The following is a 25756-nucleotide window of genomic DNA, read 5'->3' on the forward strand; positions in this document are numbered from 1 at the left end:
ACTGAGTCCGATGCGTGAGTAGTGAGTTCTAACGGTCGACACGGCGGAGTGCGATGACGTTGTCGGTAACGGTGGCCGTCTGCCCGTTAGGCCCTGATGCGGTTCGCTGTGCTGCTTCGACGCGCATCGGCTGCCAGTGATTGTTGTCGAGGTTGAGCTTTGCCAGGGTGTCTTGTGGTGTCGGGAACCGAGTGTCTGAGTCTTGGTTCCACGACCAGGGGGCCGTCGAGGCATGATCGACGATCAGAAGCACACCCTGCAGTGCGACGGTCACTGCTGCTCTGGCGAGGACCTGTTCTCTGGGGATGCCAATCGGGGTGTGGAAGTACTGTGCGGACACCAGATCGAACGATCCGTCCGGAAAGGACTGTGAAGCATCGTATTTCTCGAAGGTCACGTTGGCCGTGAGGCCACGTTCGGCAGCTTGGGCGCGCGCACGTTCGAGAACAGTGGCGGAAACGTCGATGGCCGTGACCGTCCACCCTCTGCCTGCGAGCCAGAGTGCGTCCCCGCCTTCGCCGCAGCCGATATCGAGTACCGATCCAGGAGTCAGGTCGGCGGTGATATCGGCGAGGGCGGCATTGGGTAAACCCGTCCACGGTCGAATATTCTTCTGGTAGTGCGGTTCCCAAAACGACTCGGACGCATCTGCGGAGTGTGGGGCGGTAGCGCTATCTACATGCTTGGTCACTGTCATGCCTTCGGTTCGGTGAACAATCCGTGTCGTCGTTCGCCGAGGACTCGTTCGCACACTTCCGCTTCCGCCGCGGCGGAAAATGCAGCAGGTGCTGTGGGGGCAGTCTGGTTGGAGGATGAGTTGGCGGCAGCGGCACCACGATCGCCGACGCCGCGACGCACGTCCTCGTCGAGGAGGTTGGCATTGATCGCCGCCGCTGCGGTGAATCCTGCCGCTGCCGAATTGACAACTCCGGCATACATATCGGTGACATTTCCGGCCACCCAGACGCCGGGCACCTCCGTAGCTCCGCTCGAATCCGCGTCGAATACGGCACCGAGGAGCGCCTCACCCGCTCTCTGTTCTCTTGGTTTGAGCCCAAGTGACTCGAGCACCTTGCAGTGCGCGAAGAACAATGGCGCAACCACCAATGCCTGGAGGGTGCGCGAGTCGCCCGAGCCCAACCGCACACCCGACATGCGATCGTTGTCGACGAGTACGTCGGTTACGTGGCCGTCGACAACCGAGACTCCGCGGGCGGCGAGCGCTTCCCACTGCGGCTCGGTTGGCTCCGGAGCTGTGTGCAGAAACAAAGTGACGTCTTCGCTGAACTGGCGGAACATCAGTGCCTGGTGCACGGCGCCTGGCCCAGTGCCGAGGACCCCGATGGCCTGGTCTCGCACTTCCCATCCGTGGCAGTACGGGCAGTGCAGCACTTCACGGCCCCACCGCTCACGCAGACCAGCGATGTCGGGCAGCGTGTCGGCGAGTCCGGTTGCGACCAGAAGCTTCCGGGCGCTCACCTTCTGCCCATCGGCCAAATCAACGGTGAAGGCAATATCGGTCCGCTCGGCGGCAACAGCACTTCCGGAGATCACCGTACCGCCGTAAGACGTCAGTTCATCTCTACCGACAGCGGTCAACTCTGTCGCCGAGATGCCGTCCCGAGTCAGGAAATTGTGCACTCCCGCAGCAGGCGCGTTGCGGGGGCGTCCGGTATCGACGACGATCACCGAGCGGCGAGAACGCGCCAGTGTGACCGCTGCACTCAGCCCGGCTGCACCGCCACCGATCACTGCAACATCCCAGGTACGGGATCGATTATTCATTTCTTGTCCGTTCATTGTGAGTACCTCCACGATGAATATGAACTGCCCGGATCCTTGATGACAACTTCCCTTGCCGATCTGTCAAGATGTAGGCATGAACTCCGACCTGAGCACCTACTTGGAGCAGACCATCAGCGCGGTCGGACCCCGGCTACGTGTCCTTCGCAAGCAACGCGAAACCACTCTCTCCGACCTCTCCGCAGCCACCGGGATCTCAGAGAGCACCCTCTCTCGGCTGGAGTCTGGACATCGTCAACCGACACTTGAACATTTACTCGCTCTGGCAAGGACGTACCGGATGCAGGTAGACGAACTGATCGGCGGCCCGTTGACAGGCGATCCGCGGGTTCATCTGCAGCCGGTGACCCGATACGGGATGACATGGCTACCGCTCACTCGCCGCGCTGGAGGAGTACAGGCCCACAAGCTCATCATTCCGGCGGCGCGGTTCGGTGATACACCTACCCTCGCGTCGCACGAAGGGTACGAATGGCTGTACATACTCAACGGGCGGGTACGACTTGTTCTCGGAGACCAGGATCTGGTCCTCACCCCGGGCGAAGCAGCAGAGTTCGATACCCATGTCCCGCACTGGTTTTCGACCGCAGATGACGCATCTGCTGAGCTGATCATCCTCTTCGGCCAGCAAGGTGAGCGCGCACATCTTCGTGCCCGGTCAGAGCAATGACGACTATATCGAGGGCCAGGTGCCGCTGCCCTTAGGTCGGGTTCGCCCATCAATACCGCTCCCTGGGTAACAACGAACGCCGCTTCGCCGTCGACGGACACTAGATACGCCTCGACAGGGTTGGGCACCTTCACCGTCACCGGTTCCCTCGGATCACTCCACCTATTCTGATTCGGCAGCTGACCAATCTGTCTGCGCCTCCATACTGACGATGTGGCCTTACACCTGACAAGGATGGAAGGCCCCATCGATGCGTTGATCTGTTGAGACCAAGATCGAATCTGGGACTGTCTCACTGATCACTGCACCAGAACCGAACGAATCTGGGACGAGTCAGCTCGGCGGGCGGCTACCGAGTGCTGCTCCGGTCATTCGCTTCTTTCATCGAGAGCTGCGTCGACGAGATCCGCAGCGACCTTCAATCCGAGACCCCGATGTTGTTCACGCAACGCCTTGATCGCCGAGATCCGGTCCGTTGTCGATTCGATCGCCGACTCCACATCCAAGAACGGAACATCCTCGGGTGCAACAAACGTGTGATCAGGCTTGGTTCCTCGGGCCAAACGCTTGCGCCACATAGCGACGGCATTAACCGCGAAGGAAACGATGCCTCCCACTACGACTACGACGACAACCCAGTTCCACACTGAGGGGTGTTCGGCAGCCTGACCCACGCGGGAAGGAAGAACAGAGAGGGAGAATCCGATTGTGGCGACCGTAGCTGCCCATCGCTGAACGACCTCACTGTCGAGCAACCGTACGAACTTCGACACTTCATCCCCCTTGGTCATCCCCGCACAACATCAACGAAGTGTCTCAACACTAAGTGGCTCAGGAAGAAACGATTAATGGACGCAGTGGCTTCGAAAGGAACACCGGTCAATTCCCGGACTCCAGGTTCAGCAGTCAGACAGGGGAACGACTCGGTGATCACGCTTTCGCCGAGCGTGCAGTCGTCTTCTGGAAACTGACAACATTCCTTGGGGATATTTCAGCAGATCTGTGCGATTTAGTGTCCGACAAAGATGTGTCGACGGGTAGACCGGATCGACCGATCGCGACGAACTCTAGCCGTGTCGGCTGTCGAGGACACGCCCCTGTCGCCGCGAGAGAATCTCCGCCGCCGCGACACTTCGTACCAAAGCATCTGCGGACGCACGTGATCGATCCATGCCAATTCTTCTGTCCTGCAACGAAAATCTGGTCGGTCGGTCGACTAAATTTGAACCTCGAAACAGTCGATTCCGCGTCATTTTTCACCCTCAACGGGCATATTTAGGGCCATTGAAGACCGTCATCGCTATGACATACATCACATTTCAGGTTAATTCTGTAACGCTTTGCGGGCCCGAATAACGGCGATCGACCTGCAATAACACCTTCTGATGCACATACGTTGCACAAACAGGCACCGACACGCCTACCCGTGACCAATCCGTGATAGTCCCCTACCTTGGAGTGAGCCCAAGCAACCGGGCATTACCGGATCGCCACCGCCAGCCCCACCCCGTGATTCGGATTCGACAACATCCCTTTGTGGTGGGAGCTGAGACGGTCACCGTCCTCCGCTGGCGGAAATTGAAAGGAATTCATTTACATGAAGAACAACACTGTTACTCGCGTCCTTGCTTCCGTCGCTACCGCCGGCGCACTCACTGCCGGAGTCTTCGGCCTGAGCACCGGCACCGCATCTGCTGCGGGCCACGACTGGTCGGGCGTCGCAGAATGCGAATCGTCGGGCAACTGGGGCGCGAACACCGGCAATGGTTACTACGGCGGACTCCAGTTCAGTCAGAGCACGTGGCAGGCCTACGGCGGCTCGGGCAGTGCACACACCGCCAGCCAGGCAGAACAGGAACGTGTCGCGGAAAACGTCCTCGCAGGTCAGGGTGCCGGCGCATGGCCGGTGTGCGGACAGTACCTGCGCTGATCCCCACCCCTTACGTATTGCGTCGCTGCCCGGTGACCGTCGAATCCGACGGTCACCGGGCAGTTTCGTTCTACCGACATCTCGTCTCGGGAGAGTCGCAAGTGATATTCAGCGTCGTGGTGCGTCGACACTGTCCGATTGCCGACGGGCCACCGACTGCGTCGACGGAGATATTCAACGCACGCTAGAATAACTTAGCGTGCGCTAGATAGGGTGGCCGTGACTGGATAAGATTCATGGCCGACCCCAGGTAAGGATGTGCCGATCAGTCGGCCCGAACTTTAAACGGGGGTTCGGTTTGCCGTCCGTACCACCTTGTTCGAGTTACCTTCCGCTACAACGCAATCACCCGGCCCAGGCCGGGTTTCAGCAACACCCTACGTGTCAACACCGAGACTGAGGCAGATACCCGATGCAACGCAAGCACTACGAAGCCGATCATGAGGACTACCGCGCAACCGTCCGCGAATTCCTGGCCCGTGAGATCGAACCTCACTACGCGAAGTGGGAAGAGGATCGGCTCATCGACCGCAGTGCGTGGCTCGCCGCCGGCGCGTCCGGCATCCTCGGCCTCAGTGTTCCCGAAGAGTACGGCGGTGCGGGCGTCACCGACTATCGGTTCCGGAATGTTGTTTTCGAGGAGATCGCCCGCACGGCCACTACATCGTTCGGCTCCGGGTTGAGCGTGCACGACGACATCGTCATCCCGTACGTCCTGCATCTGGGCACGGAAGAGCAGAAGGCCCGCTGGCTGCCCCGGATGGCAAGTGGTGAGGTGATCGGCGCAATCGCGATGACCGAACCCGGCGCTGGGTCGGATCTGCAAGGAGTTCGGACTTCTGCGGTACGGGACGGCGACGAGTGGGTGATCAACGGCCAGAAGACGTTCATTACCAATGGGATCCACTCCGATTTTGTGATCGTCGTGTGCCGGACCGACCCCGAGGCGGGGTCGAGGGGCTTCTCTCTGATTGCCGTTGAACGTGACACTCCCGGATTCATCCGCGGGCGCAAGCTCCACAAGGTCGGACTGGCTGCTCAGGACACTGCAGAACTGGTCTTCGAGAACGTGCGCGTTCGCACCGACAACCTGCTCGGTACCGAAGGAAAGGGATTCCTTCATCTGATGGAGAACCTGCCGCTCGAGCGGATCTCCATTGCAGTGTCTGCAATCGTGGCTGCCCGCGCTGCCTACGAGTGGACCAAGAACTACGTGTTCGAGCGAAAGGCATTCGGAAAGCCGATCGGGGATCTGCAGAACACCCGGTTTGCCCTTGCGGAGATGCGCACGGAGATCGAGGTCACCGAATCGCACATCGACCGTGCCGTTCTCGCACTGAATGCCGGTGAGCTCACGGCAGTGGATGCGTCGATGAGCAAGTGGTGGGCGACCGAACTTCAGAAGCGTGTTGTCGACCGCTGCGTGCAGTTGCATGGTGGGTACGGGTACATGATGGAGTACCCGATCGGCCGCGCCTACGTCGACTCCAGGATCCAGACCATCTACGGCGGCACTACCGAGATCATGAAGGAAATCATCGGCCGGGACATCGCCGCAGAGTTTCGGTGACACCTTGTCCCGCAACGAGATCGACTAATGCGCACGACGCTCACGTGACCACGGATCGATCCTCACGGTGAATCCACACCGTGAGGATCGATGCGCGAGGGCTATGTGGAGGCAACATCGAGGCCGAGCGCCCCGATGCACATCTGATCGAGGGTATCGAGCAAGATCTCCTCATCTGCTTCGTCGCCCTGAACGAGCCACAAATACAGCGTGTGGTCGACCATCGCGGACATGGCGCGGGCAGCCATCACCGGATCGAGTGACTCACGAACGTGGCCTTGGTCCTGCCAACGAGCGATTGCGCGGGATGTTCGCTCGATCAGTTGTCGACGATGCTCGTGCCGAAGTGCGCGAAATTCGGAATTGAAGGTCGCGACCTGCTCGACGATGGCCATCAACTTCGCGTTTCTGCGATATGCCTGGTAGTACAACCGGTTGGTTGCGATGAGCCTGGCGGCCGGCGACAGGTCGGAGTCGAGAGGTTCACGGCGGTGTACGTCCTCGAAGAGCCGGATGCTCAACTCCCGGAACACATCGTCTTTCGACTCGAAGTACCGGTAGAACGTCCCGTAGGAGACGGAGGCTTCCTGGACTATCTGCTCGACTCGGGTGTCGAGAAACCCGACCTCCTCGAAGACCTTGCGCGCTGCATCGAGCAAACCGTCGCGCGTCTTTCGACCCCGCGCGGTCAGGGTGTCAGCGGGTGGCGGTACGGAAGGTGTACTGGCAGATGACTTGCTCACCCTCGTGAGTGTCCAATAAACTGACATGACTGTCAAGTCATGTTGCCTCGGTGGACACACCCGCTCGACCCCTCCAGCGTAGACACGTAGCGCTGGAGGGGTCGAGCCTGGTCCGGGATCAGGTCTGCGACGGGCGGAGCACGTGGCGGGGGTTCGCCACCCGCAATCGAGCGAGCACGGCAGTCGAGATCAACTGGCGGACGGCCGTATCCGCGTACGAGACGGCGCCGGTACGAATTCGATCGGCAAGATCTGCTTCCGATGTGCAATCGAGTGCTGCAAGCAATTCCGTCACCTCGCCTGTGCGATCTCCGGCACTGAGCTCCCGTCCCGCTATCCCCAGCAGATTGACGCAGATGCGGAGCAGGTACCGCTCCCGTTCATGCGCCCCGTCAAGCACTGGGGCGACATCATCGCGAAGAGTGCCGGTGACCAGTTCGAGGATCTCCGACATGCTCGGACGGTCGTGCACCGACGGCGCCGTGTCGTCCGGTAGCGACTCGATGTTGTCGAGCAGACCGAGAATCAGGAGCAGGTCGTACTCCGACTCACACACTCGCCGCCCGATCGCGGCCAGTTCGATCGAGTTCTCGGCGCCGCTCAGATGCCGCTGCGACTGAAACTGACTCAGCACCAACCACCGCAGCGTGCCGTACGCCTCCCACCAGTGCAGTTCAGCTTCGGACGGCCGGATTCCCGCGGCGCGTTCATAACCGTCGAGCAACTGTTCGCGCGTACCGATGCCCGCAACCGGCGGCTCCGCTCCGAACCGCCACGCACGCACGCAGAGCCAGCCGAGGTCTTCGATCGGATCACCCAGATGGGCGAGTTCCCAGTCCAGCACGCCGCGGATTCCCCCGCCGTCGACAAGCAGGTTCCCGAGTCGAAAGTCGCCGTGTACCAGAGCATTCGGGCGCCTGGCAGGCCTATTCTCCCGAAGCCAGCGCAGTCCGACCTCAACGGCTGGGCGAGGTTGTTCCAAATCCCGGTACACGGCCTCGATCGCGTCCAGCGGGTCGCCGGCGTCGAGCATCCCGAGAGTGCCGGTGTCCGCACGGTGAATTTGTCCGAGCACGTAACCCATGGCGTCGGCGAGATGAGACCGCACCTCGTCGAACTCGGAATCCCGCTGCAATTTCCGCGGGATCGACTCACCGACGATCATGTCCATCACCAGATACGGAGCATCGATGCCCGGTGCCGTGTCCCCTGATGCGAGGACGGTGGGAACCGGAACCCCGACTGCGGAGGCCGCCCGCAGGCATGCCACCTCTGCCCGCATCCGGTCTGCGTCGCCGTGCCCGGGTGGGTCCCGGCGCAGCACAACGTACTGCGATTGACCATCTACGCCCCGAACGTCGACCGCCCAGATCTGACGGCTCGCACCGCCGGTCAACTGTCGGGGTTCCCCGACAGTGATCTCGTCGCCGAAGGAGTCGCTCAGTGCGACGCGGATTCCGTCACCAAGGCTGCTGGCGGCATGAGTCACAGCCATGGCGCTGCGCCTGGATCGCGCAGCAGTCGACGTGCGGTCGACATGCGGTGCACCTCGTCCGGACCGTCGTAGACGCGCGCGTAACGTGCTTGTCGGTACATCCGTTCGAGCGGTGTGTCGGAGGTCAGTCCGAGTGCGCCATGCACCTGGATCGCGCGATCGACGACGTCGTGCAGCATCCGAGCACCCCAGAACTTCACCAGACCGATCTGGATGCGAGCATCCTCGCCGGCATCCATCACACGGGCCGCGTCGAGGGTCATCAGGCGGGCTGCGTGTATCTGCGCTGCGGATTCCGCGATGTACCGGTGAATTTCGCCCTTCTCGGCGAGCAGTGACCCGTGTACGTAGCGGGTGTTCGCGCGCTCACACATCAATTCGAATGCACGCTGCGCCTGGCCGAGCCAGCGCATGCAGTGGAAGATCCGGCCGGGGCCCAGTCGGTCCTGAGCGACGACAAACCCCTTACCCCGTTCGCCGAGGAGGTTGGCCGACGGAACGCGGACATCGGTGAGACGAACCTCGTAGTGATCGCTGGGATCGTGCCCCATGGTCGGTATCGAGCGGACGATCTCGAATCCTGGCGTGTCGGTCGGCACGATGATCGCGCTGATCCGGGAATGCCGCGGCGTCGAATCCGGCTCGGTTCGAGCGAATACCGAGCAGTACCCCGCATCTGCCACCCCGGTGGTGAACCACTTGTGCCCGTTGATGACCCACGTGTCGCCGTCGAGTTCCGCGTGGGTCTCGATCAGCGTGGGATCGGAGCCAGCAGTGTCCGGTTCGGTCAAACCGACCGACGGCAGGAACTCCCCCGCGACGATCGGCGGGATCCATCGCTGCTTCTGTTCTTCGGTTCCATGCTTGTGCAGCATCAGAGTGTCCTGCATCGACACCGAGCCGACTGCCAGCTGGCCGAATTCGGATCTGCCGATGACTTCGTTGAGGAACACGAAGTCGAGGAAGGGAACTCCCCCACCGCCGACGTCTGCCGGGTGCCCGAGCGCCCACAGGCCCAGTTCCTTTGCGCGCGAGCGCAGTTGCCCGAGTGTTTTGTGTGCAACCTCGTCCTCTTTCGCGAGGACGGGTTCTGCGGGGATCACCTCGTCGTCGATGAATGCGCGCAACCGAGTGCGCAGTTCGGCGATATCGCCTTCGGGTTGGTTCACAGTCATGGGTGCCTCCTTGTGGCAGCAGCGAGTTGCAGGGGCCGGGTGGCGGCCGAGTCGACGTACTCGTCGATCCGAGAGATCCGCCCATTCTCGACGCGGACGAACAGACTGGCCGGCACCTCGAGGGGGCCGTGTCCGGGGAGGGCGCCGCGTACGACGTGCTGTTGCGCGAATCCGTCTGGCAGTACGTAGCGTCGGACGTCCTCGTAGCGAAAGTCTGCGAGAGTGCGGGAGAGCCACCGCAACGTACGGAGGTTCTCCTCGACGGTCTGCTCCTGTCCGTCGTCGTTGTGCCAGATGCGCGCGTCCGGCGCATACAGTTCGGTGAGTGTCGCTTCATCGCCACCGGAGACTGCGGCGAAGAACCGATCTGCGAAGTCTTTCATGCGAAAATGATTCTCCTCGAGGCAGTTACAACACACAAGCCATAACCGGGACGGAGAAATCCGTACGGTCTCCCACCTCGCCCGCCCTGAGTGAGGTGTTGACAGATGACTTACTCATGGACAAACTATCCAAGAACATGACATGACTGTCAAGTCACTTTATGGTCCCGCTCTCACCGATTCACCCCAGAAAGGCCCGCAATGACCGTCACCAATCCGAAGTTCGAATTCCGCGGAATCAACCATCTCGCGCTTGTGTGCTCGGACATGCAGCGCACCGTCGACTTCTACTCGGGAACTCTGGGCATGCCGCTGGTCAAGACGCTCGATCTTCCCGGCAACCTCGGACAGCATTTCTTCTTCGATTGTGGAAACGGCGACACGCTGGCGTTCTTCTGGCTGGCGGATGCACCCGACGCAGTTCCCGGAATCTCCGCCCCCGCCGGACTGCCTGACCGGGATGAGCTCGTCAGCGCTGTCGGGTCGATGAATCACGTCGCGTTTGCCGTCCCACCGGAGAAGTTCGACGAGTACCGCAAGCGGCTCAAGGCTGACGGCGTGCCACTGAGCATCACGCTCAACCACGACGACAGCCCGGAGGGTGCGTCGCGAGAGATCCATGAAGGCACCTTCGTCCGGTCATTCTATTTCCAGGACCCCGATGGTGTACTTCTCGAATTCGCTTGCTGGACCAAGGAATTCACCGAATCTGACGTCGCACACACGCCGAAGACTGCCGCAGACCGCAACGTTCCCAGCGCTTCCTGATCATCCCGAAAGGATCCACTCATGCCCCGCCTTCGTGAAATCCCCCGCGCCGAGGTCACCGACGAGAAGATCCTCTTCTTCTACGACCGCCTGTTCGGCGCCGACAAAGACCCCGCGGTCGATCACGGCACCATCCACGCCACCCCAGGCGACTGGTGGACCGTCTTCGCCCAATCCCCCGACGTCTTCCGCCACGCGGTACGAGGATTCGCCCTGTATCGCAACGCAGACCTCGACCCGCTCCTGCGCGAACTAGGTCAGGCCCGCGCCGGATACGCACGGGGCAGCCAGTTCGTCTTCTCTCAGCACTGCAAGCAGATGCGCTCACTCGGCATGACCGAGGAGAAAATCGCGGCCCTACCCCACTGGCAGATCAGCGACCTGTTCACCGACATCGAACGCGCCGTCCTCGCCTACACCGACGGACTCGTCTACGACGGCGGCCGCGTACCCGACGAGGTCTTTGCCGTCCTCAAGGCGCACCTGTCCGACAAGCAAATCATGGAACTGACGTACATCACCTGCATGTACGACATGCACGCCACCATCTGCCGGGCTCTGAAACTCGAATTCGACGACCGCCCCGAACTCATCGAAGAAGTCCGAATACCCGAGGGCGTCGTAGTCGCCGACCTCTCTGCCGACCTTGCCGGAGAATGACCCGCTAGTCTTCATCAAGGACATCTACTAGGTAAGGACTGAACATGGAACTTGTTGCCATCCTGGAACTTTCATTCAAGCCGGATTCCCTCGACTCCGCACGTACGGTGATGACGCGAGTGCTCGAGGAAACGCGAGCATTCCCCGGTTGCATTTCCGTGAAGACAGTCGTCGACAGCAAGAATCCCACCACGTGGCGATTTATCGAAACCTGGGAATCGGCCGATCATGACGCCGAGTACCGCAAGTTCCGCGCCGGCGAGGGAGCGATCACTGATCTCGGCCCGCTGCTCGCAGGTGCACCGTCATTGACGACGGGAACCGTCGACCCGCAGGTGTGATCGAAACTCGGGCTCAGATTGCCGGACGACGAGGGTCTCCGGTCGTGAAATCACGACCGGAGACCCTCGTCGTCGTGCGGCGACCCGTTAGCAATCATGACGGTCCCCCTGATTTGATGTAGCTGAAGCCGGTACGACCAGGGAGCGCATCACGTGCAGTTGAGCAAGGGACAGAATGCCCCACTCGATCAGGCCGACGTCACTGTGCGCTGCACATGGCACCAAAGACCAGCGATCGACGCCGACCTATCAGCACTCCTGCTCACCCCCGACGGGAAGGTGCGTGGTGACTTCGATTTCGTGTTCTACAACCAGGCCGAGTCGCGAGACGATTCCACCCACTACGCCGGAAAACGAAGTGCGGGAACTTCCGTCGAGGATTGCATCACCGTGGACCTGCACCGCCTCGATCCGGAGATCGAGCGCATCGCGATCGTCCTCAGTCTCGATGCGGCGGCGCCGGCAACCCTCGCCGACATCGGACAGGCCGACATCGCCGTCTACGACGCAGTCGGCAGCGCACTGGCCGCTTTCACCATCGACGACTGGAGCAGCGAAACCGCCGCTGTCACCGTCGAAATCTATCGCCGTGACCACCACTGGAAGGTCCGCGCGGTCGGTCAGGGCTATCACGACGGGCTCGCCGGTTTGGCCCGCGATTTCGGTGTCACCGTCGACGACAACATCGACGCCCAAACATCGCAGCCCGCTGCCGCACCGGTAGTCAACGGCCCGCCGCCCCTCAACTGGTCCAACCCACCGGTCCCTGCCGGATACGAACTGTAGGAGCCGATCATGGGTTTCAGATTCCGCAAAAGCATCCAGATCGTCCCCGGTGTCCGCGTCAATGTCAGTCGCAGCGGCATCGGCTACTCCGCAGGCGTCAAGGGCGCTCGAATCACCAAGCACGCCAACGGCCGCGTCAGCCGCACCCTGTCGGCGCCAGGTACTGGGCTCTCGCATCAATCGACGGTCGGCGGCAACAGATCTCGATCGACAAGTACGTCGACCGCACCCCGCCGCCGAACCCCTACTGCCGCGGCAGCTCCGGTTCCCCAGCTCCCACCCGTACCGCCCCTACCACCGATGCCGCCTCCGCATGCACCGGCCTGGGAGCGCGAACTGTTCCAGATCCTGCACTCTCGGACACCAGCCGACTACGTCGGCGTTGCCCAACGCCACAAGCACGTAGCCCCGAACATACGGATCCTCGCCGCAGCATTGGAAGGGTTGCTGCACTTCGAATTCGCCGACACCAACCTTGCCGCCGCCCAACGAGCGCGTTCGCTACTCGGGTGGGTCGTCGCCCAACATGTCGATCTGTCCGCGGATCCGTTCGTGCAGCGATACCTCGCCGAACGCAGGTGGCCGGTACAGATCGTCCACGGCGTCACAGCTGCCCTGCGCATCAGTGACGACGTACTTATCCTCGCCGCCGCCGAACTGCACCAAAGCGCCGGCGACCTCCCCGCCGCGATCTGGACCGTCGAATACGCGACCCCCACAGCCCACGCAGCACTTTCGTTGGCGGACCTCTACAGTTCCGCCGACCGGCACCAGGACGTCGTCGATCTGACCAACGGCGTCACCAACGAAGACGACGCCACCGCACTGCTGTTCGCGCTGCGCGGGCGAGCATTCGCACAACTCGGATACAACGAGGCCGCACGCGAAAGCTTCAAGGAAGCACTGCGGGTGCGCTCCCGCGCTTCCGAAGTACGGCATCGTGCGCTGCTCGAACGAGCGCAAGTCGACCTCTCCCAGAACCGGAAAGCCGCCGCGCGCAAAAACATCGAGAAAGTTCTCGCCGAAGACCCCACCTACCCGGGCCTGCAGGAAGCGCTCGCAGCGCTGCCCTAGCCGGATGGACTGATACGGGGTGGGGGGGGGGGGGGGGGGGGGGGGGCCCCCCCCCCCCCCCACCCAGACATCTACGACATAGACGAGAACTTCATGTCAGCTGCGCGCCTGAACAGCAGTACCAGCCGACTGCAAGTCGGCCCATTCGCCGTCATCGATACCGGCCAGTGCGGCGAGAACTTCGCGGGTATGTTCGCCCAAACCCGGCCCGGGCTCGGGAGGTGCAGTCTGTGACCGGGAGAACTTGGGTACAACGCCTGCGGCGGGAACTGCAACACCGAACTGGTTGACGAGACGGACTACCATCTCTCGCGCGGCATAGTGCGGATCGGCGAGCATGTCCGGGGCCGTGTAGATCCGGCCGGCCGGAACTCCGCTGTCTTCCATGGTCTTCAACAACACATCGCCGCTCATCGTCGATGTCCAAGCACCGATGATGGCGTCGATCTCGGCCATGTTCTCGCCTCGCGGCCCGTGTTCCGCGAACTTCGGATCATCGGCCAACTCGGCGCGGTCCATTGCAGTGCAAAGCCTGCGGAAAACGGTGTCGGCATTGGCGGCAATGATCACCTCGGCTCCGTCCGACGTGGGATACACATTCGACGGTGCAACGCGCGGCAGAACCGATCCGGTGCGTCCACGGGTGATGCCACCGATTTCATGGTCAGCCATTGTCGATTCCATCAGGGCAGCCACTGCCTCGTAGATCGCTACGTCCACTTCCTGACCTCGGCCACTGACCGAGCGCTCGTGGACTGCGGCAAGGGTCCCGATCACCGCGAACAGTGCCGCCAACGAGTCGCCGAGGCTAATGCCCACGCGGGTCGGGGGTAGACCGGGATTGCCCGTCGTATGGCGGATTCCACCCATCGCTTCACCGACGCTGCCGAAACCGGCGTCCGTCGAGCGTGGCCCGTTCTGACCGAACCCCGAGACGTGAACAAGGATGATGCGTGAGTTGATTTCCGCGAGTGACTGGTAGTCCATCCCCCACTTCGCAAGCGTGCCCGGCCTGAAGTTCTCGAGTACGATGTCGGCCTCGGCGACCAGTTTGCGTACCAACTCGCGACCGTCGGGCTGACGGAGGTCGATTGCAACCGACTTCTTGTTCCGCGCAATCGAAGGCCACCACAGGCTTTCGCCTTCCATCGTGACACCCCACCGCCGCATCGAGTCGCCGGACCCGGGCGCTTCGATCTTGAGTACCTCAGCCCCGTAGTCCCCCATGAGTTGCCCGGCAAAGGGACCGGCGATGAAGTTTCCCAGTTCGAGCACGCGCAGGCCGCTGAGCGGCCCGGAAGTTGTAGTCATGGCAAAATTGTACACAATCTGCGACATTCAATCGATAATCTGCCCGGAACTCACCACTCCTGCATACAAAAATCGTATTGTCGACGGGATAGGCTTTGCTGTGCATCAATCCCACATACAACGAAGAGGCACCGTGGCAACCACACCGCAGGCACCGGGTCAGGCCGCCTACTCTCAAATTCGCCAGGCGATCGTCGAAGGACGCTACAAGCCCGGCCAGCGGCTGATCGAACAGCGGATCGCCGAGCAGTTCTCGCTGTCCCGCACACCTGTCCGCGAGGCACTTCGCAGACTCGAAGCCGAAGGGCTTGTGCTCAGCGAGCCAAACCGGGGAGCCATCGTGCGAACCCTGTCGATGGAAGATGTGTCTGACTTGTACGGACTTCGCGCCCGCCTCGAGGCGTACGCCGCTGAATTGGCGGCCGAGCGCATCGACCCTGCCACGCAGAAGATTCTCGACGCGGGCATCGACGATTTTGCACTCGCACTGACACTCACTTCGGTCGACGCCGTTGAACGGGTTCGGGCGGTGGATACGGCAAACAGCCAAATCCACCGGGCCATCATGGCCGCGGCAAAGCATGAGCGGCTAAGCCGCCTGCTTGAACGAACCACTGACGTTCCGTTGGTCTTCCAGGCGTTCCGCCAATACGATCGCGCCCAGACCGAGCGGTCACATTTGTTCCATCAGCTCATACGCGACGCGATTGTCGCCGGCGATGGCCCCCGGGCGTCCGCCTTGATGCACGAACACGTCCTCCAGGGGCGCGACGTACTTCTCGCCCACCTCGCAGCAACCAGTAGTGACGAGGTGGACGAGCTGTTCGGCGTCTCAGCCTGGGAAACCGCCGGCCCGGGCGAGCTGGCCGGGAACCTGAGCGCCGAGTACCCCGCCGAGCCAGTCTGACGCCTCGATCAACTCGGGCAGCAGAGCGCCCGTGGCAATACCACTGCGATCGAGGAGATAAACCAGATCCTCGGTCGCAATGTTGCCGGTGGCGTCCGGCGCGAAGGGGCATCCGCCAATCCCGCCGATCGAGGAATCCAGCACCGTCACCCCCGAGTCGATAGCTGCGACAGCGTTGGCATATCCGGTGTTGCGAGTGTTGTGAAAATGGGCGCGCAACCGAATTCCCGGCGCGATCGCCGCGGTCCCTGAAAACAGTCGGGCGACTTGGGCGGGTACACCCACCCCGATCGTGTCGGCCAACGCGATCTCGTCCACTCCCAACTCAGCTATCTGCTCGACCAGGGCAAGAACTGCAGATTCGGAAACTTCACCCTCGAACGGACAACCGAATGCGGTTGCGATGGTGACCGATATCCCGACACCAGCGACGCGGGCATCGTCGACAAGATCGCGCACAATATGCACCGAGTCCGCGACCGACATTCGCTGATTGCGCTCGCTGAAAGTCTCCGACGCCACGACGACGCAGTTCACCTCGTTCACGCCCGCGGCCACGGCACGATCGAAGCCCCGGCGATTGAGTACGAGGCCGCTGTACGAGACATCGGCACGACGCGGCACCCCTGCCATGACAGCCTCCGCGTCGGCCATCTGCGGTACAGCAGCCGGATGCACAAAGCTGGTGGCCTCGATGCGCCGCAGACCGGAAGCGATGGCGCGCTCGATCAGCGCAATCTTGTCCGCAGTCGAAACGTGCACCGCCTCGTTCTGCAGCCCGTCGCGCGGGCTCACCTCCACGATCTCCACGGCAAATCCCTTTCGTCTGAACACTGCTCGGCAAAATCTGCACCGACCACGATTATTGTATACAAACAAGTGTGCACGACCGCGAGGTAATGGATCGGGACCTGACCGGAACCTCACCCACAAGCAATCCGTCGTGGCTGACAGTCGCGGCAATGCACTTGCTCGGCTATGTCTTTTCAAGTGTCGGACCACGGGAATCATCGCTCAAGTCGCCCCTCGCTCAACTTGTCGACTATCGGACATCTTGTTTCGACCGCATGGTGCACATACTTGTGATCTGTGGCACTCTTGAGTTAGATTGTGTGCAATTACTGGCCGCTTGGCCTCGTTTCGACTGGAGCCCCACATGCTGTACAGCGATCTTCTACGGCGGAACGCCGCTCGCTTTCCCCACAAGACTGCACTCGCGATGGATGACGGATCCGATAGCCGGACCTATGGCGAGCTCCACCAGCGCGCCCTGCGCCTGGCGAACGGTTTGAGCGGCCTCGCAGCCCCTGGCGATCGAGTTGCGCTGCTGTCCGAAAACAATCTCGAGTACATCGAGGCCTACTACGGCGTCCCGACTGCAGGCATGGTCCTGACTCTGCTCAACTACCGCCTGCACCCAAAAGAGTGGGTCTGGATCCTCAACGACTCCGGGGCCCGAGTGCTGATGGTGGAGTCGAAGTATCTCGAGGTAATTGCCGACTATCGATCCGAGCTCACGAGCGTCGAGCACATTATCGTGATCGGCGAGCCCGCCACAGGCTTCACGGCCTACGAGAACGTCCTCCGGTCCGCGTCGACCATTGCCCCGCAATTGCAGATCAGCGAAGACGATGATGCGTGGATCCTGTACACAAGCGGGACAACGGGTAAGCCCAAGGGGGCCCGGCTGAGCCATCGCAACCTCAACACCGCGTTGATCCAGTCGGCGATCGAATACGACCCGAAGCCCGAAACCTGCTTCCTCAACGCCATGCCCCTGTGCCACATCGCGGGCTACCTGACCCCGCTGCACCAGTTCCGTGGCGGCTCGGTAGTGATGATGTCGGGCTGGGACCCGGAGCGATGGATGCAGTTGGTGCAGGACAACCGCGTCACCAGTGGCGGATTCGCTCCGACCATGATGCAAATGCTGCTCACACACCCGAAGATCAACGACTACGACCTGAGCAGCCTGGAGTGGATGGGGTACGGGGCGTCGAAAATCCCGGCAGATGTGTTGCGCCAGACCATCGACCGGTTCGGGCCCGTCGTCTACGCCGGCATGGGCATGACAGAACTCGGCGGCAATATGCTCACGCTCGACAAGGCTGCACACATCAGGGCGGCACACGGGGAAGAGCACCTGCTCGATGCCGTCGGCAAGCCGATGTCCCTGGTAGATGTACGCGTCGTCGATCCGCTCGGAAACGACTGCCCCACAGGCACGATCGGTGAGATCGTCGTCAAGGGCGACCAGGTAACCAAGGGCTACTTCGGTAATCCCGAGGCGAACGCGCAGACATTCGAGGGCGGCTGGTTCCACACCGGCGACCTCGCCCGTCAGGACGACGAGGGGTTCCTCTACATCGTCGATCGAGCCAAGGACATGATCATCTCCGGCGGTGAGAACGTGTACTCGAGCGAGGTCGAGAACGCGATCTATACAAACCCCGATGTGCTCGGGGCCGCAGTCATCGGAACTCCCGACGACAAGTGGGGCGAAGTTGTCACTGCCGTCGTTGTCCGCAAGCCCGGCACCACGCTGACCGAGGACGATGTAGTCAGCAGCTGCCGCTCGCAACTCGCCGCCTTCAAGCAGCCCCGCAAGGTCATCTTCATCGACGAAATGCCGCAAACCGTCAGCGGCAAGATCCGCAAGAACGTCCTGCGCGATCAGTTCGCATCCAACTGACGCCAACACGCCAGCAGTACAACAACTCCCGCAGTACACGAACCGAGGAGCACCCGATGTCTTTCACAGTTGTCACCACCGGACTGAAATTTCCGGAGGGCCCGGTTGCACTGCCGAACGGCGACGCACTAGTCGTCGAGATTCACCGCGGAACACTCACACGAGTAACCCCGGACGGCACCAACACTGTGGTCGCCGAGGTCGGCGGCGGCCCCAACGGCACCGCTATCGGCCCAGACGGCCGCGCATACATCGCCAACTGCGGAGGGATGATCGCCACGGAGGCGTATGGTTACGTCTTCGCGGGCGGCACCCCCGAGAACTACACCGGCGGCAGCATTCAAGCTGTCGATCTCGAAACCGGCGAGATCGAGACCCTGTACACCGAGTGCGACGGCATCCCGCTCCGTGGTCCCAACGACATCGTCTTCGACGCGCACGGTGGCTTCTACTTCACGGACCACGGCAAGAGCAACGACCGAGGCAACGATCACGGCCGCCTCTTCTACGGCACGAGCGACGGTTCGTCGATCCGCCTCGTTGCTTCAGAAATGCATGGCCCCAACGGAATCGGCCTCTCCCCCGACGGCACACGCCTCTACGTCAGTGAGACGTTCACCGCGCGGGTCTGGTGGTGGGACGTTACCGCTCCCGGCGAGATCGTCGGTGGCCGTACGCTCGCCGGCTCCGGCGGGGGCAACTTCCTCTGGGGATCACCCGACTTCCGTTACTTCGACTCACTGGGCGTCGAAGCCAACGGCAACATTTGCGTCGCATCGCTGGCTACGCCCGGCATTTGTGTGATCAGTCCGGACGGCGAGTTGATCGAGTTCCTCAGCATCGACACCGACGGCGACCCAGGCATCACCAACATCTGCTGGGGCGGTGACGACATGCGCACAGCATTCGTGACCGCGTCGAGTACCGGAAAACTGCTCCGATTCGACTGGCCCCGAGCTGGTCTGGTTCTCAACAACCAGGCTTCACTGGTCTGACGGTCGCACCGTCACCACCAATCGCGGCGGCGACGAGGCGTGGAGATGTCGTCGAATGCGGCGGCGTCTCCGATCCGCCAACGCCGCAGATCAGCCGAGATTCGAGATGCCGCGTTGCGCCGTTCCCGCTGGAGATCATTTCGGCGGCCGGCACTGTCGTAGCAGAGTGAACAGGAGCAGATCCGGATTCCGGTGTATGCGAATGTCCAATAGCAAGTGCCCGGCGACCGCGGCGACCAATCGGATGAAGGGGTAGGCGGCAGATCGCAGATTCCATCGCGGTGATCGTGGGCGGGTTCGACACCCAACTCACGGCGAGTGATGCGAACCCACAGCGGTGCGTGTGAATCAGTTCGGGACAAGGCAGCGCCTTTCACGTTCGTGCGCCCCGACCGCTACCCCCGGATGAGGACGGATCGGGGCGACGGTTGGTGCTCCGCGCCCACCGCCCGCCGTACCATGCACGCTCGCCTGAATTGAGTCATGTCACCGATCTTGTCATAGCCCCCCGACAGCCGCGGTCTCAGTAGAACTCGGTGTGCAGGACCTCGATGTGTGCCCGAACCACGGAAGACCTGCGGTCGAATATGACCGCAGGTCTTTGGCGTCGTCGGGATTGTCTAGTTCGTATGGGATGGAAGTCGGTGCGGGCAATTCGCCTGGGTCCGCTGCGAGGAGAGCCGCGTCGAATTCGGGTTCCGCCCTACACTTCGGCGGGCACGTTTGCCGGCAGGTCACACGACGCGGTGCCATCGTCGTGAAGGACACACACGGGGCAGTCTTCCTGCTCTGCCCCGAGCGAGAGGTCCGCAGCCTGCACCATCTCGGCGAAGAGATCCGCTCGCTCCGACAGTGACACCCGTGGGTCCCGTGCCGGGCGCAAGCCGAGCGCGATCATCGTCTCGAGTTGCCGGTAGCCGGCCGTGGTCGGGTCCACGATGGGGACACTCGAGCGGGCAGCGAGGATTTCGGCGACCGGGCTCATGCAGTTGCAGCCCAGGATGACCGACTTAGCGCCGTCCTTCACCGCAAGCTCGATTTCGGCAAGGATGCGCTCGATCATGTGCTCGCGCCCGGCCTTCATCTGGGTGAGGAAGTTGTCTTCCTCGGCCAGAGTGCTCTGCTCGGCGTGTGTCGAGACGTAACGTACCGAGATGCACTGCCGCCCAATGGGATTATCACGAAGGAGGCGATCGTAAACGAAGTCCATCGTTTCCGGCCAGATCGTGACGATGCTGAACTTTTCGCCGAGCGCCGCTGCTGCCAGGAGACTGGCCTCGCCGCTGCCGACCACCGGAATATCGGTGGTCGCGCGTACTGCAGCCAGACCGTAGTCCGGTACGCCGCCGATCAGCACGCCGTCGTACCCGTTGCGAGCGGCCCGCATCGCGGCCTCCCCGTAGGCGACATCGGAGAGCAGTAGGTCTGCTGCGTCAACGGGGGTTACCCGGATTTCCGTCTGCACCAAGTCGACGGCGTAGCCGGGCGCGATCAGATGCTCGGGGACCGGACTCGACTGCTGACTGGTCTTCAACTCCACGTAGGCAATCCGCTTGGTCAACTGACGCTCCTTGATTCATGGGTGATGTGAGGCACTACCGGCGACTCGTGTGACGAGGCTATCAGAAAGCATTTCTACTGTGAAGAATAGACTCCGATATTCCAGAACAGCGAAAAAGATTGCGTAACAGACAGATACAACAAAGCCCGGGCAGTGCGAAAATCGCACTGCCCGGGTTTCAACAGCGTCTAGACGCTCCGATAGAGGTCACCGTGCTGAACGCGCATAACCTTCTTGTCCAGCTTGCCGACACTGGTCCGTGGGAGTTGGTCGACGTACAGGATCGTGTCGGGAAGTTGCCACTTGGCGAATGCGCCTTCGAGCAGCGCGTGGACCTCGCCCAGCGCGACGTCCTCACCGTCGGTGGTCACCATGATGACGACTGGACGTTCCTGCCATTTCGGATGCTCGACACCGATCACTGCGGCCTCGGCGACCCGGGGGTGGGCAATGATTGCGTTTTCCATATCGATCGACGAAATCCATTCGCCGCCACTCTTGATGACATCTTTGAGCCGGTCCGCTAGCTTGAGGTAGCCGTTTTCATCGATAGTCCCGATGTCGCCGCTTCGCCAATAACCGTCCAGGAATCGGTCGGCGTCGTCATCAAGCTTGTGGTATCGCGCGGTGATCCACGGTCCCCGCAGCAGGACCTCGCCCTGACTGTTGCCGTCGTGCGGCAAGTCGTTGTCTTCGGGATCGACGATTCGCACATCGACACCCCCCGCGGGAAGACCCTGATAGCGCTTGATGTTCCACCATTCGTCTTCCGTGACCTTGCCCTGCAAGGTGACCTTACGGCCGTAGTTCACGAAAGCCATCGGGGCAGTCTCGGTAGCCCCGTATGCATGAATAAAGTCGGCACCGGTCAAGTCGTAGAACCCGCGCATGAGTGTGAGCGCCGGCTCGGTAGCGCCGGACAGCAGACGGGTCCGGCTGAAGTCCGGTTTGACATCAAGCGTCTTGATGTAGTCGAGCATCGGCTGGAAGATCGCCGGCGCACCGTTCGCGACGGTCACACCTTCGGCGATCATCACGTCCGCCAGCATGTCTGTGTCCCCTGCCGAATAGCGTCCGGGGAGAACAATTTTGGCTGCGACGTAGACGGCGGACTGCGGCAGACCCCAGGACTGGCTGTGGAACATCGGCGTGATCAGCATGACCGCGTCAGCGGCGCTCATCCCGTAGGACGAGGCCTGCGTCAGAGTGTGTAGGTAGATCGCTCGATGCGAGTAGTAGACGCCCTTTGGCCGACCGGTGGTCCCGGTCGTGTAGCAGGCGCTGTAGGCGGAGCTCTCGTCGATCATCGGCCAGTCGATCTCCGGCGACGCAGTCGCTACCAGGTCTTCGAAATGGCGCACATTCGTCAACGTGGTGACAACCTCTGCGAGAGGCTTGTCGGACATCACCACCCAGGTAATCTCCGGCGCGAACGGTGCCACCGACTCCGCGACGCTCAGCAGACTCTCGTCAACCAGGACGACGGACGCGCCGCCGTGCGTCGCGACGTAACCCACATCTTCGGGAGCCAGGCGCAGGTTCATCTGCAGCATCACCGCTCCGGTGCCGGGAATGGCCCAGTAAAGCTCGAAGTGCCGCTTGGTGTTCCAGTCCAGGATCCCCACCACATCGCCGGGTGCTACACCGAGATTGGTCAGGGCGTTCGCAATCCGCTTGATACGCGCATAGGCGTCGGCGTATGTGTAGCGATCCCATCCGCCGTCGCCGGTGCGGTAGACGATCTCCCGCTCAGGATAGTTACGTGCCGAGTGGCGGATCAGCGTAGTCGTGTTGAGCTGATACGAGTCGTCATTCGTCGACGGGTGTCCCTTGACAATTGTGGTCATTATTCACTCCTCGGGTCCAGTGCTAGTGCGGGCGACCTAGGAGGGTCCGGATGCTGACTCCATGCGCGAACTGCATCCCGGGTTGTCGTGAGCCCTGAACGTGCCGCCTGGACTTGATATTTGGTGAGGCTTAACGCCCATCAGTTGCATTATTCTGCAATGCAGAAGCTCTCTCTGCACCTAGAATTGCATAGGCCAAGTGCGTTAGTCAAGGAATGAGCCCGAAACCTGAAGCAGCTACGACACTCTCGACCATCTCGTCAGGTGGCGAGCGAATGCGTCATCGAGCACCGGTAGATCTTGCATCAACCATGGCCAGTGCAAGATCGGCGTACTCCCTCGCGATTTCGACCGGCGACGGGCTGATCCCCGGTTGGTACCAATCCGCAACGGCAACGCACATCGTGACGATCGCTGTGGCGGTTGACGTCGCCGGGACAGTTCCGGCTCGCCCCGCATCACGGCACGCCTCCACGGCCGACTGGACGATCTCCCGAACTTGCCGTCGTAACTGCAGATGCATCAACCTGCCAGGCTCGTCGAGCGAACGGAGTTCTGTGGACGCGAGCACGGCCGAGGCCTGTCGGTGGGTGTGGAACAGGATTACGCACTCGACAAGATTGGCCACACGCTGATCAGGCGATTCTGCTTCGGCATCTGCAGCCACGCATCGGCTTATGAGCTCTGCCATCGCGCTCTGCAGCAGTTCGGTGAGCAGAGCGTCCTTGCTTTCCACGTGGTAGTAGACGCCAGCCATCGACAATCCACACCGGTCGGCAATCATCCTGACTGTCGCAGCGTGGTAGCCCACTTCCACAAAGACATCCAGCGCCGCCCGAAAGACCGGGGTGAGGTCCAACCGTTCAAAGTCTCGCCAGTCCTCGAACCGCGGTCCGATGGGCTCAGGTGGACGCAGATCAAGCTCTACCCCGAGTGCCTTCGCGAGTGCCTCGAGGCGCTCCGCACCCGGCAGGCTCTTCCCGTTCTCGAACTCGCTCAGCGAGGACGCACTCATGCCTATTTGTTGAGCTAGCTGACGGAGCCCGACCTTGCGCTCGATTCTCGCCGCGCGCATCCTGGCTCCGAGCCCGTCTCCAACGATTCGTCCCGCCTGCACCATGAGTACCACGCTATCCCGCCGACACTCGACCACCTGGTTGGACGGCCGTTATGGCGGACGACGATCTGTCATGACATGGAGATAGAACCACTGTCGCACGCATCCGTCAGCTGACGTTCGAAATTTAGCGATCGGTAGATCTTGACGAACCGAACAGCTGGTAATACGGTCCTCCTGGGACGCATAAGCGATGTACGTCACAGTCCCCCTTCCCCTGTTCGTAAGTTCGACGCCTTCCGTGGCGTCCAGTCAGGAGCACCGCAATGAGCGACATCCTCGAGTTCGCAGACCGGTTCTTCAACGCCGTCGAGGGTGGTGACATCGACGCGGTGGCCGGCTTCTATCGCGACGACGTGACCGTCTGGCACAACTTCGACAACCTCGACCAATCCCGGGACGACAACCTCGCAACCCTCGCCGGAATCTCCGGCCGCTACGACGCTTTTGCCTATGTGGACGTCCGCCACACCGCCGTCGAAGACGGATTTCTCCGCCAACACGTCATCAAAGCGACTGTCGGCAAGAAGACCGTCAATGTCCCCGCGGTCCTACGCGTGTACGTCGAGGGCGGGCAGATCCACCGCATCGAGGAGTACTTCGACCGTGGCCAGCTTGACGTCGTCTTCAGCTGATGCGAACCGCGACAAGGCCTTCGAAGGAATATCACGCAACCATTGATCACGATCGGCCATCTGTTCGTCATCTAGCGATCGATAGATCTTGACGAACCGAACACTTGGGAATACTGTCGAATCGAGGCAGCGGCGCGATGCGCGTCACAAAGCAAAGAGAGTGTGAAATGACAAATACAGAATTTGAACTCGGCGGCGTATGTCACTTGGCGCTGGTGTGCCAGGACATGGAGCGCACCGTCGACTTTTACACCAACGTCCTGGGCATGAAGCTGTCCATGACGCTCTCCCTGCCTGGTGGTGGCCAGCACTTCTTCTTCGACATGGGCGGCGGCCAGTTCATCGCGTTCTTCTGGTTCGCCGATGCCGCCCCCCACGCTCCCGGCATCGCGGCGCCCGCGGCCATTCCCGGCATCGGCAAGGAAATCGCGTCGGCGCACGGCTCGATGAATCACGTCTCGTTCAAGATCCCGCTCGACAAGTTCGACGAGTACAAGGCCAAGCTCGAAGCAAAGGGCGTCCAGACCGGACCGATGCTCAACCACGACATGTCCGAGCGTGGGATCAGTTTCGGAGAGAGCGACTCGACCTTCGTGCGGTCGATCTATTTCTTCGACCCGGACGGGATCTTGCTCGAATTCGCGGCCTGGACTCGCGAATTGCGCGAGGACGACGTCAAGCACGCGCCCCGGACCGCCGACGGCGGCCTCGGCGCCCCGGCTGGCGCCGCCAAATGAGCGAGATGCTCGATCTCGCCGAGAAGATGTTCGGAGCCCTGGTTCTCGGCAATGTCGCCGTCCTCGACAAGATCTATCACACGGACGTGAAAATCTGGCACAACTGGGACAACGCCGAGCAGTCCCGTGAGGACAATCTGCGCATCCTCTCCGGCATTCCCACGCGCTACGACGAGTTCCACTATGACAACCCGCGCTGCACTGTCCTCGAGGACGGCTTCCTGCGTCAACACGTCATCCGGGCGACTATCGGGGACAAGACCGTCAACGTCCCCACGATCTTCCGGGTATTTGTCGACAGCGGAAAGGTTCGCCGTATCGAGGAGTATTTGGACGCAGGCCAACTCCGCAAGGTCTTTGCCTGAATAGAACGTGATCACACGAAACAGCCCCGCCGATCCAATCCCCTCGGCGGGGCTGTTTGGTGTCCTGTCTTGCTGCGCAGGAAGATTCATTCGGTACCGAGATCACAAAAGACCGCTGCAACCCCTCCAGCTCCCCATTTTTCTCTCAGAAAGAACTTACTTCTGCTAAGTTCGACGTGATGTGAGTCTCC

25 protein-coding genes and 1 pseudogene are annotated in these 25756 nt (G+C 61.5%); 14 read left to right on the plus strand and 12 right to left on the minus strand.

Translation table 11 applies throughout. The annotated features are described in order from the left end of the window. Positions 1-28: 28 nt before the first annotated feature. Positions 29-691 (minus strand): class I SAM-dependent methyltransferase, encoded by a 663-nt coding sequence (locus KYT97_RS04120; RefSeq protein ID WP_245006016.1) that lies wholly within the window; start codon positions 689-691, stop codon positions 29-31. Between the two features lie 2 nt (positions 692-693). After that, on the minus strand, positions 694-1785 hold the full coding sequence (locus KYT97_RS04125; RefSeq protein WP_045067777.1) for an NAD(P)/FAD-dependent oxidoreductase: 1092 nt from the start codon (positions 1783-1785) through the stop codon (positions 694-696). Between the two features lie 94 nt (positions 1786-1879). On the opposite strand from KYT97_RS04125, the gene KYT97_RS04130 reads away from it, so the two are divergent. After that, positions 1880-2473, plus strand: a complete 594-nt coding sequence (locus KYT97_RS04130; protein WP_045067778.1) for a helix-turn-helix domain-containing protein — start codon at positions 1880-1882, stop codon at positions 2471-2473. A gap of 368 nt (positions 2474-2841) precedes the next feature. Here KYT97_RS04130 and KYT97_RS04135 read toward each other — a convergent pair whose 3' ends face one another. Next, a complete protein-coding gene (locus tag KYT97_RS04135) occupies positions 2842-3246 on the minus strand; it encodes a ribosomal protein L7/L12 (RefSeq protein ID WP_219111807.1) in 405 nt (134 codons plus the stop codon). 824 nt (positions 3247-4070) lie between these two features. Between KYT97_RS04135 and KYT97_RS04140 the strand changes: the two are divergent. Both KYT97_RS04140 and KYT97_RS04145 read left to right on the plus strand, forming a co-directional pair. Next, positions 4071-4397: pseudogene (locus tag KYT97_RS04140) on the plus strand (transglycosylase family protein); the annotation flags it as partial. Positions 4398-4815: 418 nt separating this feature from the next. Continuing rightward, on the plus strand, positions 4816-5973 hold the full coding sequence (locus KYT97_RS04145) for an acyl-CoA dehydrogenase family protein (RefSeq protein WP_219111808.1): 1158 nt from the start codon (positions 4816-4818) through the stop codon (positions 5971-5973). A 101-nt stretch (positions 5974-6074) separates the two neighbouring features. Here KYT97_RS04145 and KYT97_RS04150 read toward each other — a convergent pair whose 3' ends face one another. The 4 genes from KYT97_RS04150 to KYT97_RS04165 form a co-directional block, all read right to left on the minus strand. After that, positions 6075-6716, minus strand: coding sequence for a TetR/AcrR family transcriptional regulator (locus KYT97_RS04150; RefSeq protein WP_219111809.1), 642 nt, complete (start codon positions 6714-6716; stop codon positions 6075-6077). Between the two features lie 118 nt (positions 6717-6834). Then, entirely contained in the window at positions 6835-8211 is a 1377-nt protein-coding gene (locus tag KYT97_RS04155; protein ID WP_219111810.1) for a phosphotransferase family protein, read from the minus strand. Further along, positions 8202-9386: an acyl-CoA dehydrogenase family protein gene (locus KYT97_RS04160; RefSeq protein ID WP_175393646.1), complete on the minus strand. Its 1185-nt coding sequence runs from the start codon at positions 9384-9386 to the stop codon at positions 8202-8204. Before KYT97_RS04160 ends, KYT97_RS04155 begins: the two co-directional genes overlap by 10 nt. Next, entirely contained in the window at positions 9383-9769 is a 387-nt protein-coding gene (locus KYT97_RS04165) for a nuclear transport factor 2 family protein (protein ID WP_219111811.1), read from the minus strand. The genes KYT97_RS04160 and KYT97_RS04165 overlap by 4 nt, the downstream gene beginning before the upstream one ends. A gap of 201 nt (positions 9770-9970) precedes the next feature. Here KYT97_RS04165 and KYT97_RS04170 point away from each other — a divergent pair, with 201 nt between their 5' ends. The 5 genes from KYT97_RS04170 (at position 9971) to KYT97_RS04190 (ending at position 13398) form a co-directional block, all read left to right on the plus strand. Continuing rightward, positions 9971-10537 carry a VOC family protein gene (locus tag KYT97_RS04170; RefSeq protein ID WP_033232013.1) on the plus strand — a complete coding sequence of 189 codons (567 nt, stop codon included), beginning with the start codon at positions 9971-9973 and terminating at the stop codon, positions 10535-10537. A gap of 21 nt (positions 10538-10558) precedes the next feature. Then, positions 10559-11197 (plus strand): carboxymuconolactone decarboxylase family protein, encoded by a 639-nt coding sequence (locus KYT97_RS04175; RefSeq protein WP_033232012.1) that lies wholly within the window; start codon positions 10559-10561, stop codon positions 11195-11197. A gap of 44 nt (positions 11198-11241) precedes the next feature. Next, entirely contained in the window at positions 11242-11538 is a 297-nt protein-coding gene (locus KYT97_RS04180) for a putative quinol monooxygenase (RefSeq protein WP_045067782.1), read from the plus strand. 153 nt (positions 11539-11691) lie between these two features. After that, positions 11692-12324, plus strand: coding sequence for a TerD family protein (locus tag KYT97_RS04185; RefSeq protein ID WP_219111812.1), 633 nt, complete (start codon positions 11692-11694; stop codon positions 12322-12324). Between the two features lie 9 nt (positions 12325-12333). Then, a complete protein-coding gene (locus tag KYT97_RS04190) occupies positions 12334-13398 on the plus strand; it encodes a DUF4236 domain-containing protein (protein WP_219111813.1) in 1065 nt (354 codons plus the stop codon). A gap of 96 nt (positions 13399-13494) precedes the next feature. Here KYT97_RS04190 and KYT97_RS04195 read toward each other — a convergent pair whose 3' ends face one another. Next, complete coding sequence (locus KYT97_RS04195; RefSeq protein WP_116103464.1) at positions 13495-14709, minus strand: CaiB/BaiF CoA transferase family protein; 1215 nt, start codon at positions 14707-14709, stop codon at positions 13495-13497. Between the two features lie 133 nt (positions 14710-14842). Between KYT97_RS04195 and KYT97_RS04200 the strand changes: the two genes are divergently transcribed. Further along, on the plus strand, positions 14843-15616 hold the full coding sequence (locus KYT97_RS04200) for a GntR family transcriptional regulator (protein ID WP_181933053.1): 774 nt from the start codon (positions 14843-14845) through the stop codon (positions 15614-15616). Here the strand turns inward: KYT97_RS04200 and KYT97_RS04205 are convergent. Then, entirely contained in the window at positions 15542-16426 is an 885-nt protein-coding gene (locus KYT97_RS04205; RefSeq protein WP_245006017.1) for a hydroxymethylglutaryl-CoA lyase, read from the minus strand. The genes KYT97_RS04200 and KYT97_RS04205 overlap by 75 nt on opposite strands. Before the next feature lie 346 nt (positions 16427-16772). Here KYT97_RS04205 and KYT97_RS04210 point away from each other — a divergent pair, with 346 nt between their 5' ends. After that, positions 16773-18308, plus strand: a complete 1536-nt coding sequence (locus KYT97_RS04210) for a class I adenylate-forming enzyme family protein (protein ID WP_045067784.1) — start codon at positions 16773-16775, stop codon at positions 18306-18308. A gap of 56 nt (positions 18309-18364) precedes the next feature. Next, positions 18365-19303, plus strand: a complete 939-nt coding sequence (locus KYT97_RS04215) for an SMP-30/gluconolactonase/LRE family protein (RefSeq protein WP_033232007.1) — start codon at positions 18365-18367, stop codon at positions 19301-19303. Between the two features lie 703 nt (positions 19304-20006). Here the strand turns inward: KYT97_RS04215 and KYT97_RS04220 are convergent. From KYT97_RS04220 to KYT97_RS04230, 3 genes are all read right to left on the minus strand, one after another. Beyond that, positions 20007-20864, minus strand: a complete 858-nt coding sequence (locus KYT97_RS04220; RefSeq protein ID WP_172935541.1) for an aspartate/glutamate racemase family protein — start codon at positions 20862-20864, stop codon at positions 20007-20009. Positions 20865-21052: 188 nt separating this feature from the next. Further along, the gene (locus KYT97_RS04225; RefSeq protein ID WP_033232004.1) at positions 21053-22711 is read right to left on the minus strand and encodes a long-chain-fatty-acid--CoA ligase; all 1659 of its coding nucleotides are present in this window, start codon (positions 22709-22711) and stop codon (positions 21053-21055) included. Positions 22712-22991: 280 nt separating this feature from the next. Then, entirely contained in the window at positions 22992-23831 is an 840-nt protein-coding gene (locus KYT97_RS04230) for a TetR-type transcription factor C-terminal domain-containing protein (RefSeq protein ID WP_095886326.1), read from the minus strand. Between the two features lie 263 nt (positions 23832-24094). Between KYT97_RS04230 and KYT97_RS04235 the strand changes: the two genes are divergently transcribed. The 3 genes from KYT97_RS04235 to KYT97_RS04245 all read left to right on the plus strand — a co-directional run bounded on the left by KYT97_RS04235 (position 24095) and on the right by KYT97_RS04245 (position 25565). Further along, complete coding sequence (locus KYT97_RS04235) at positions 24095-24463, plus strand: nuclear transport factor 2 family protein (RefSeq protein ID WP_045067789.1); 369 nt, start codon at positions 24095-24097, stop codon at positions 24461-24463. 167 nt (positions 24464-24630) lie between these two features. After that, entirely contained in the window at positions 24631-25200 is a 570-nt protein-coding gene (locus tag KYT97_RS04240; protein WP_151531434.1) for a VOC family protein, read from the plus strand. After that, positions 25197-25565, plus strand: coding sequence for a nuclear transport factor 2-like protein (locus tag KYT97_RS04245; RefSeq protein WP_095886327.1), 369 nt, complete (start codon positions 25197-25199; stop codon positions 25563-25565). The genes KYT97_RS04240 and KYT97_RS04245 overlap by 4 nt, the downstream gene beginning before the upstream one ends. Positions 25566-25756: the final 191 nt, after the last annotated feature.

It is taken from the genome of Rhodococcus globerulus (assembly GCF_019334125.1).
In the GTDB taxonomy this organism is placed as follows: Bacteria; Actinomycetota; Actinomycetes; order Mycobacteriales; family Mycobacteriaceae; genus Rhodococcus_F; species Rhodococcus_F globerula.

Excerpts from the sequence above, each read along its gene's own strand:
- KYT97_RS04125 (WP_045067777.1), bottom strand. The coding sequence starts at position 1,785 with ATGAATAATCGATCCCGTACCTGGGATGTTGCAGTGATCGGTGGCGGT.
- KYT97_RS04130 (WP_045067778.1), top strand. The coding sequence starts at position 1,880 with ATGAACTCCGACCTGAGCACCTACTTGGAGCAGACCATCAGCGCGGTC.
- KYT97_RS04145 (WP_219111808.1), top strand. The coding sequence starts at position 4,816 with ATGCAACGCAAGCACTACGAAGCCGATCATGAGGACTACCGCGCAACC.
- KYT97_RS04155 (WP_219111810.1), bottom strand. The coding sequence starts at position 8,211 with ATGGCTGTGACTCATGCCGCCAGCAGCCTTGGTGACGGAATCCGCGTC.
- KYT97_RS04160 (WP_175393646.1), bottom strand. The coding sequence starts at position 9,386 with ATGACTGTGAACCAACCCGAAGGCGATATCGCCGAACTGCGCACTCGG.
- KYT97_RS04165 (WP_219111811.1), bottom strand. The coding sequence starts at position 9,769 with ATGAAAGACTTCGCAGATCGGTTCTTCGCCGCAGTCTCCGGTGGCGAT.
- KYT97_RS04170 (WP_033232013.1), top strand. The coding sequence starts at position 9,971 with ATGACCGTCACCAATCCGAAGTTCGAATTCCGCGGAATCAACCATCTC.
- KYT97_RS04175 (WP_033232012.1), top strand. The coding sequence starts at position 10,559 with ATGCCCCGCCTTCGTGAAATCCCCCGCGCCGAGGTCACCGACGAGAAG.
- KYT97_RS04180 (WP_045067782.1), top strand. The coding sequence starts at position 11,242 with ATGGAACTTGTTGCCATCCTGGAACTTTCATTCAAGCCGGATTCCCTC.
- KYT97_RS04190 (WP_219111813.1), top strand. The coding sequence starts at position 12,334 with ATGGGTTTCAGATTCCGCAAAAGCATCCAGATCGTCCCCGGTGTCCGC.
- KYT97_RS04195 (WP_116103464.1), bottom strand. The coding sequence starts at position 14,709 with ATGACTACAACTTCCGGGCCGCTCAGCGGCCTGCGCGTGCTCGAACTG.
- KYT97_RS04210 (WP_045067784.1), top strand. The coding sequence starts at position 16,773 with ATGCTGTACAGCGATCTTCTACGGCGGAACGCCGCTCGCTTTCCCCAC.
- KYT97_RS04215 (WP_033232007.1), top strand. The coding sequence starts at position 18,365 with ATGTCTTTCACAGTTGTCACCACCGGACTGAAATTTCCGGAGGGCCCG.
- KYT97_RS04225 (WP_033232004.1), bottom strand. The coding sequence starts at position 22,711 with ATGACCACAATTGTCAAGGGACACCCGTCGACGAATGACGACTCGTAT.
- KYT97_RS04230 (WP_095886326.1), bottom strand. The coding sequence starts at position 23,831 with ATGGTGCAGGCGGGACGAATCGTTGGAGACGGGCTCGGAGCCAGGATG.
- KYT97_RS04235 (WP_045067789.1), top strand. The coding sequence starts at position 24,095 with ATGAGCGACATCCTCGAGTTCGCAGACCGGTTCTTCAACGCCGTCGAG.
- KYT97_RS04240 (WP_151531434.1), top strand. The coding sequence starts at position 24,631 with ATGACAAATACAGAATTTGAACTCGGCGGCGTATGTCACTTGGCGCTG.
- KYT97_RS04245 (WP_095886327.1), top strand. The coding sequence starts at position 25,197 with ATGAGCGAGATGCTCGATCTCGCCGAGAAGATGTTCGGAGCCCTGGTT.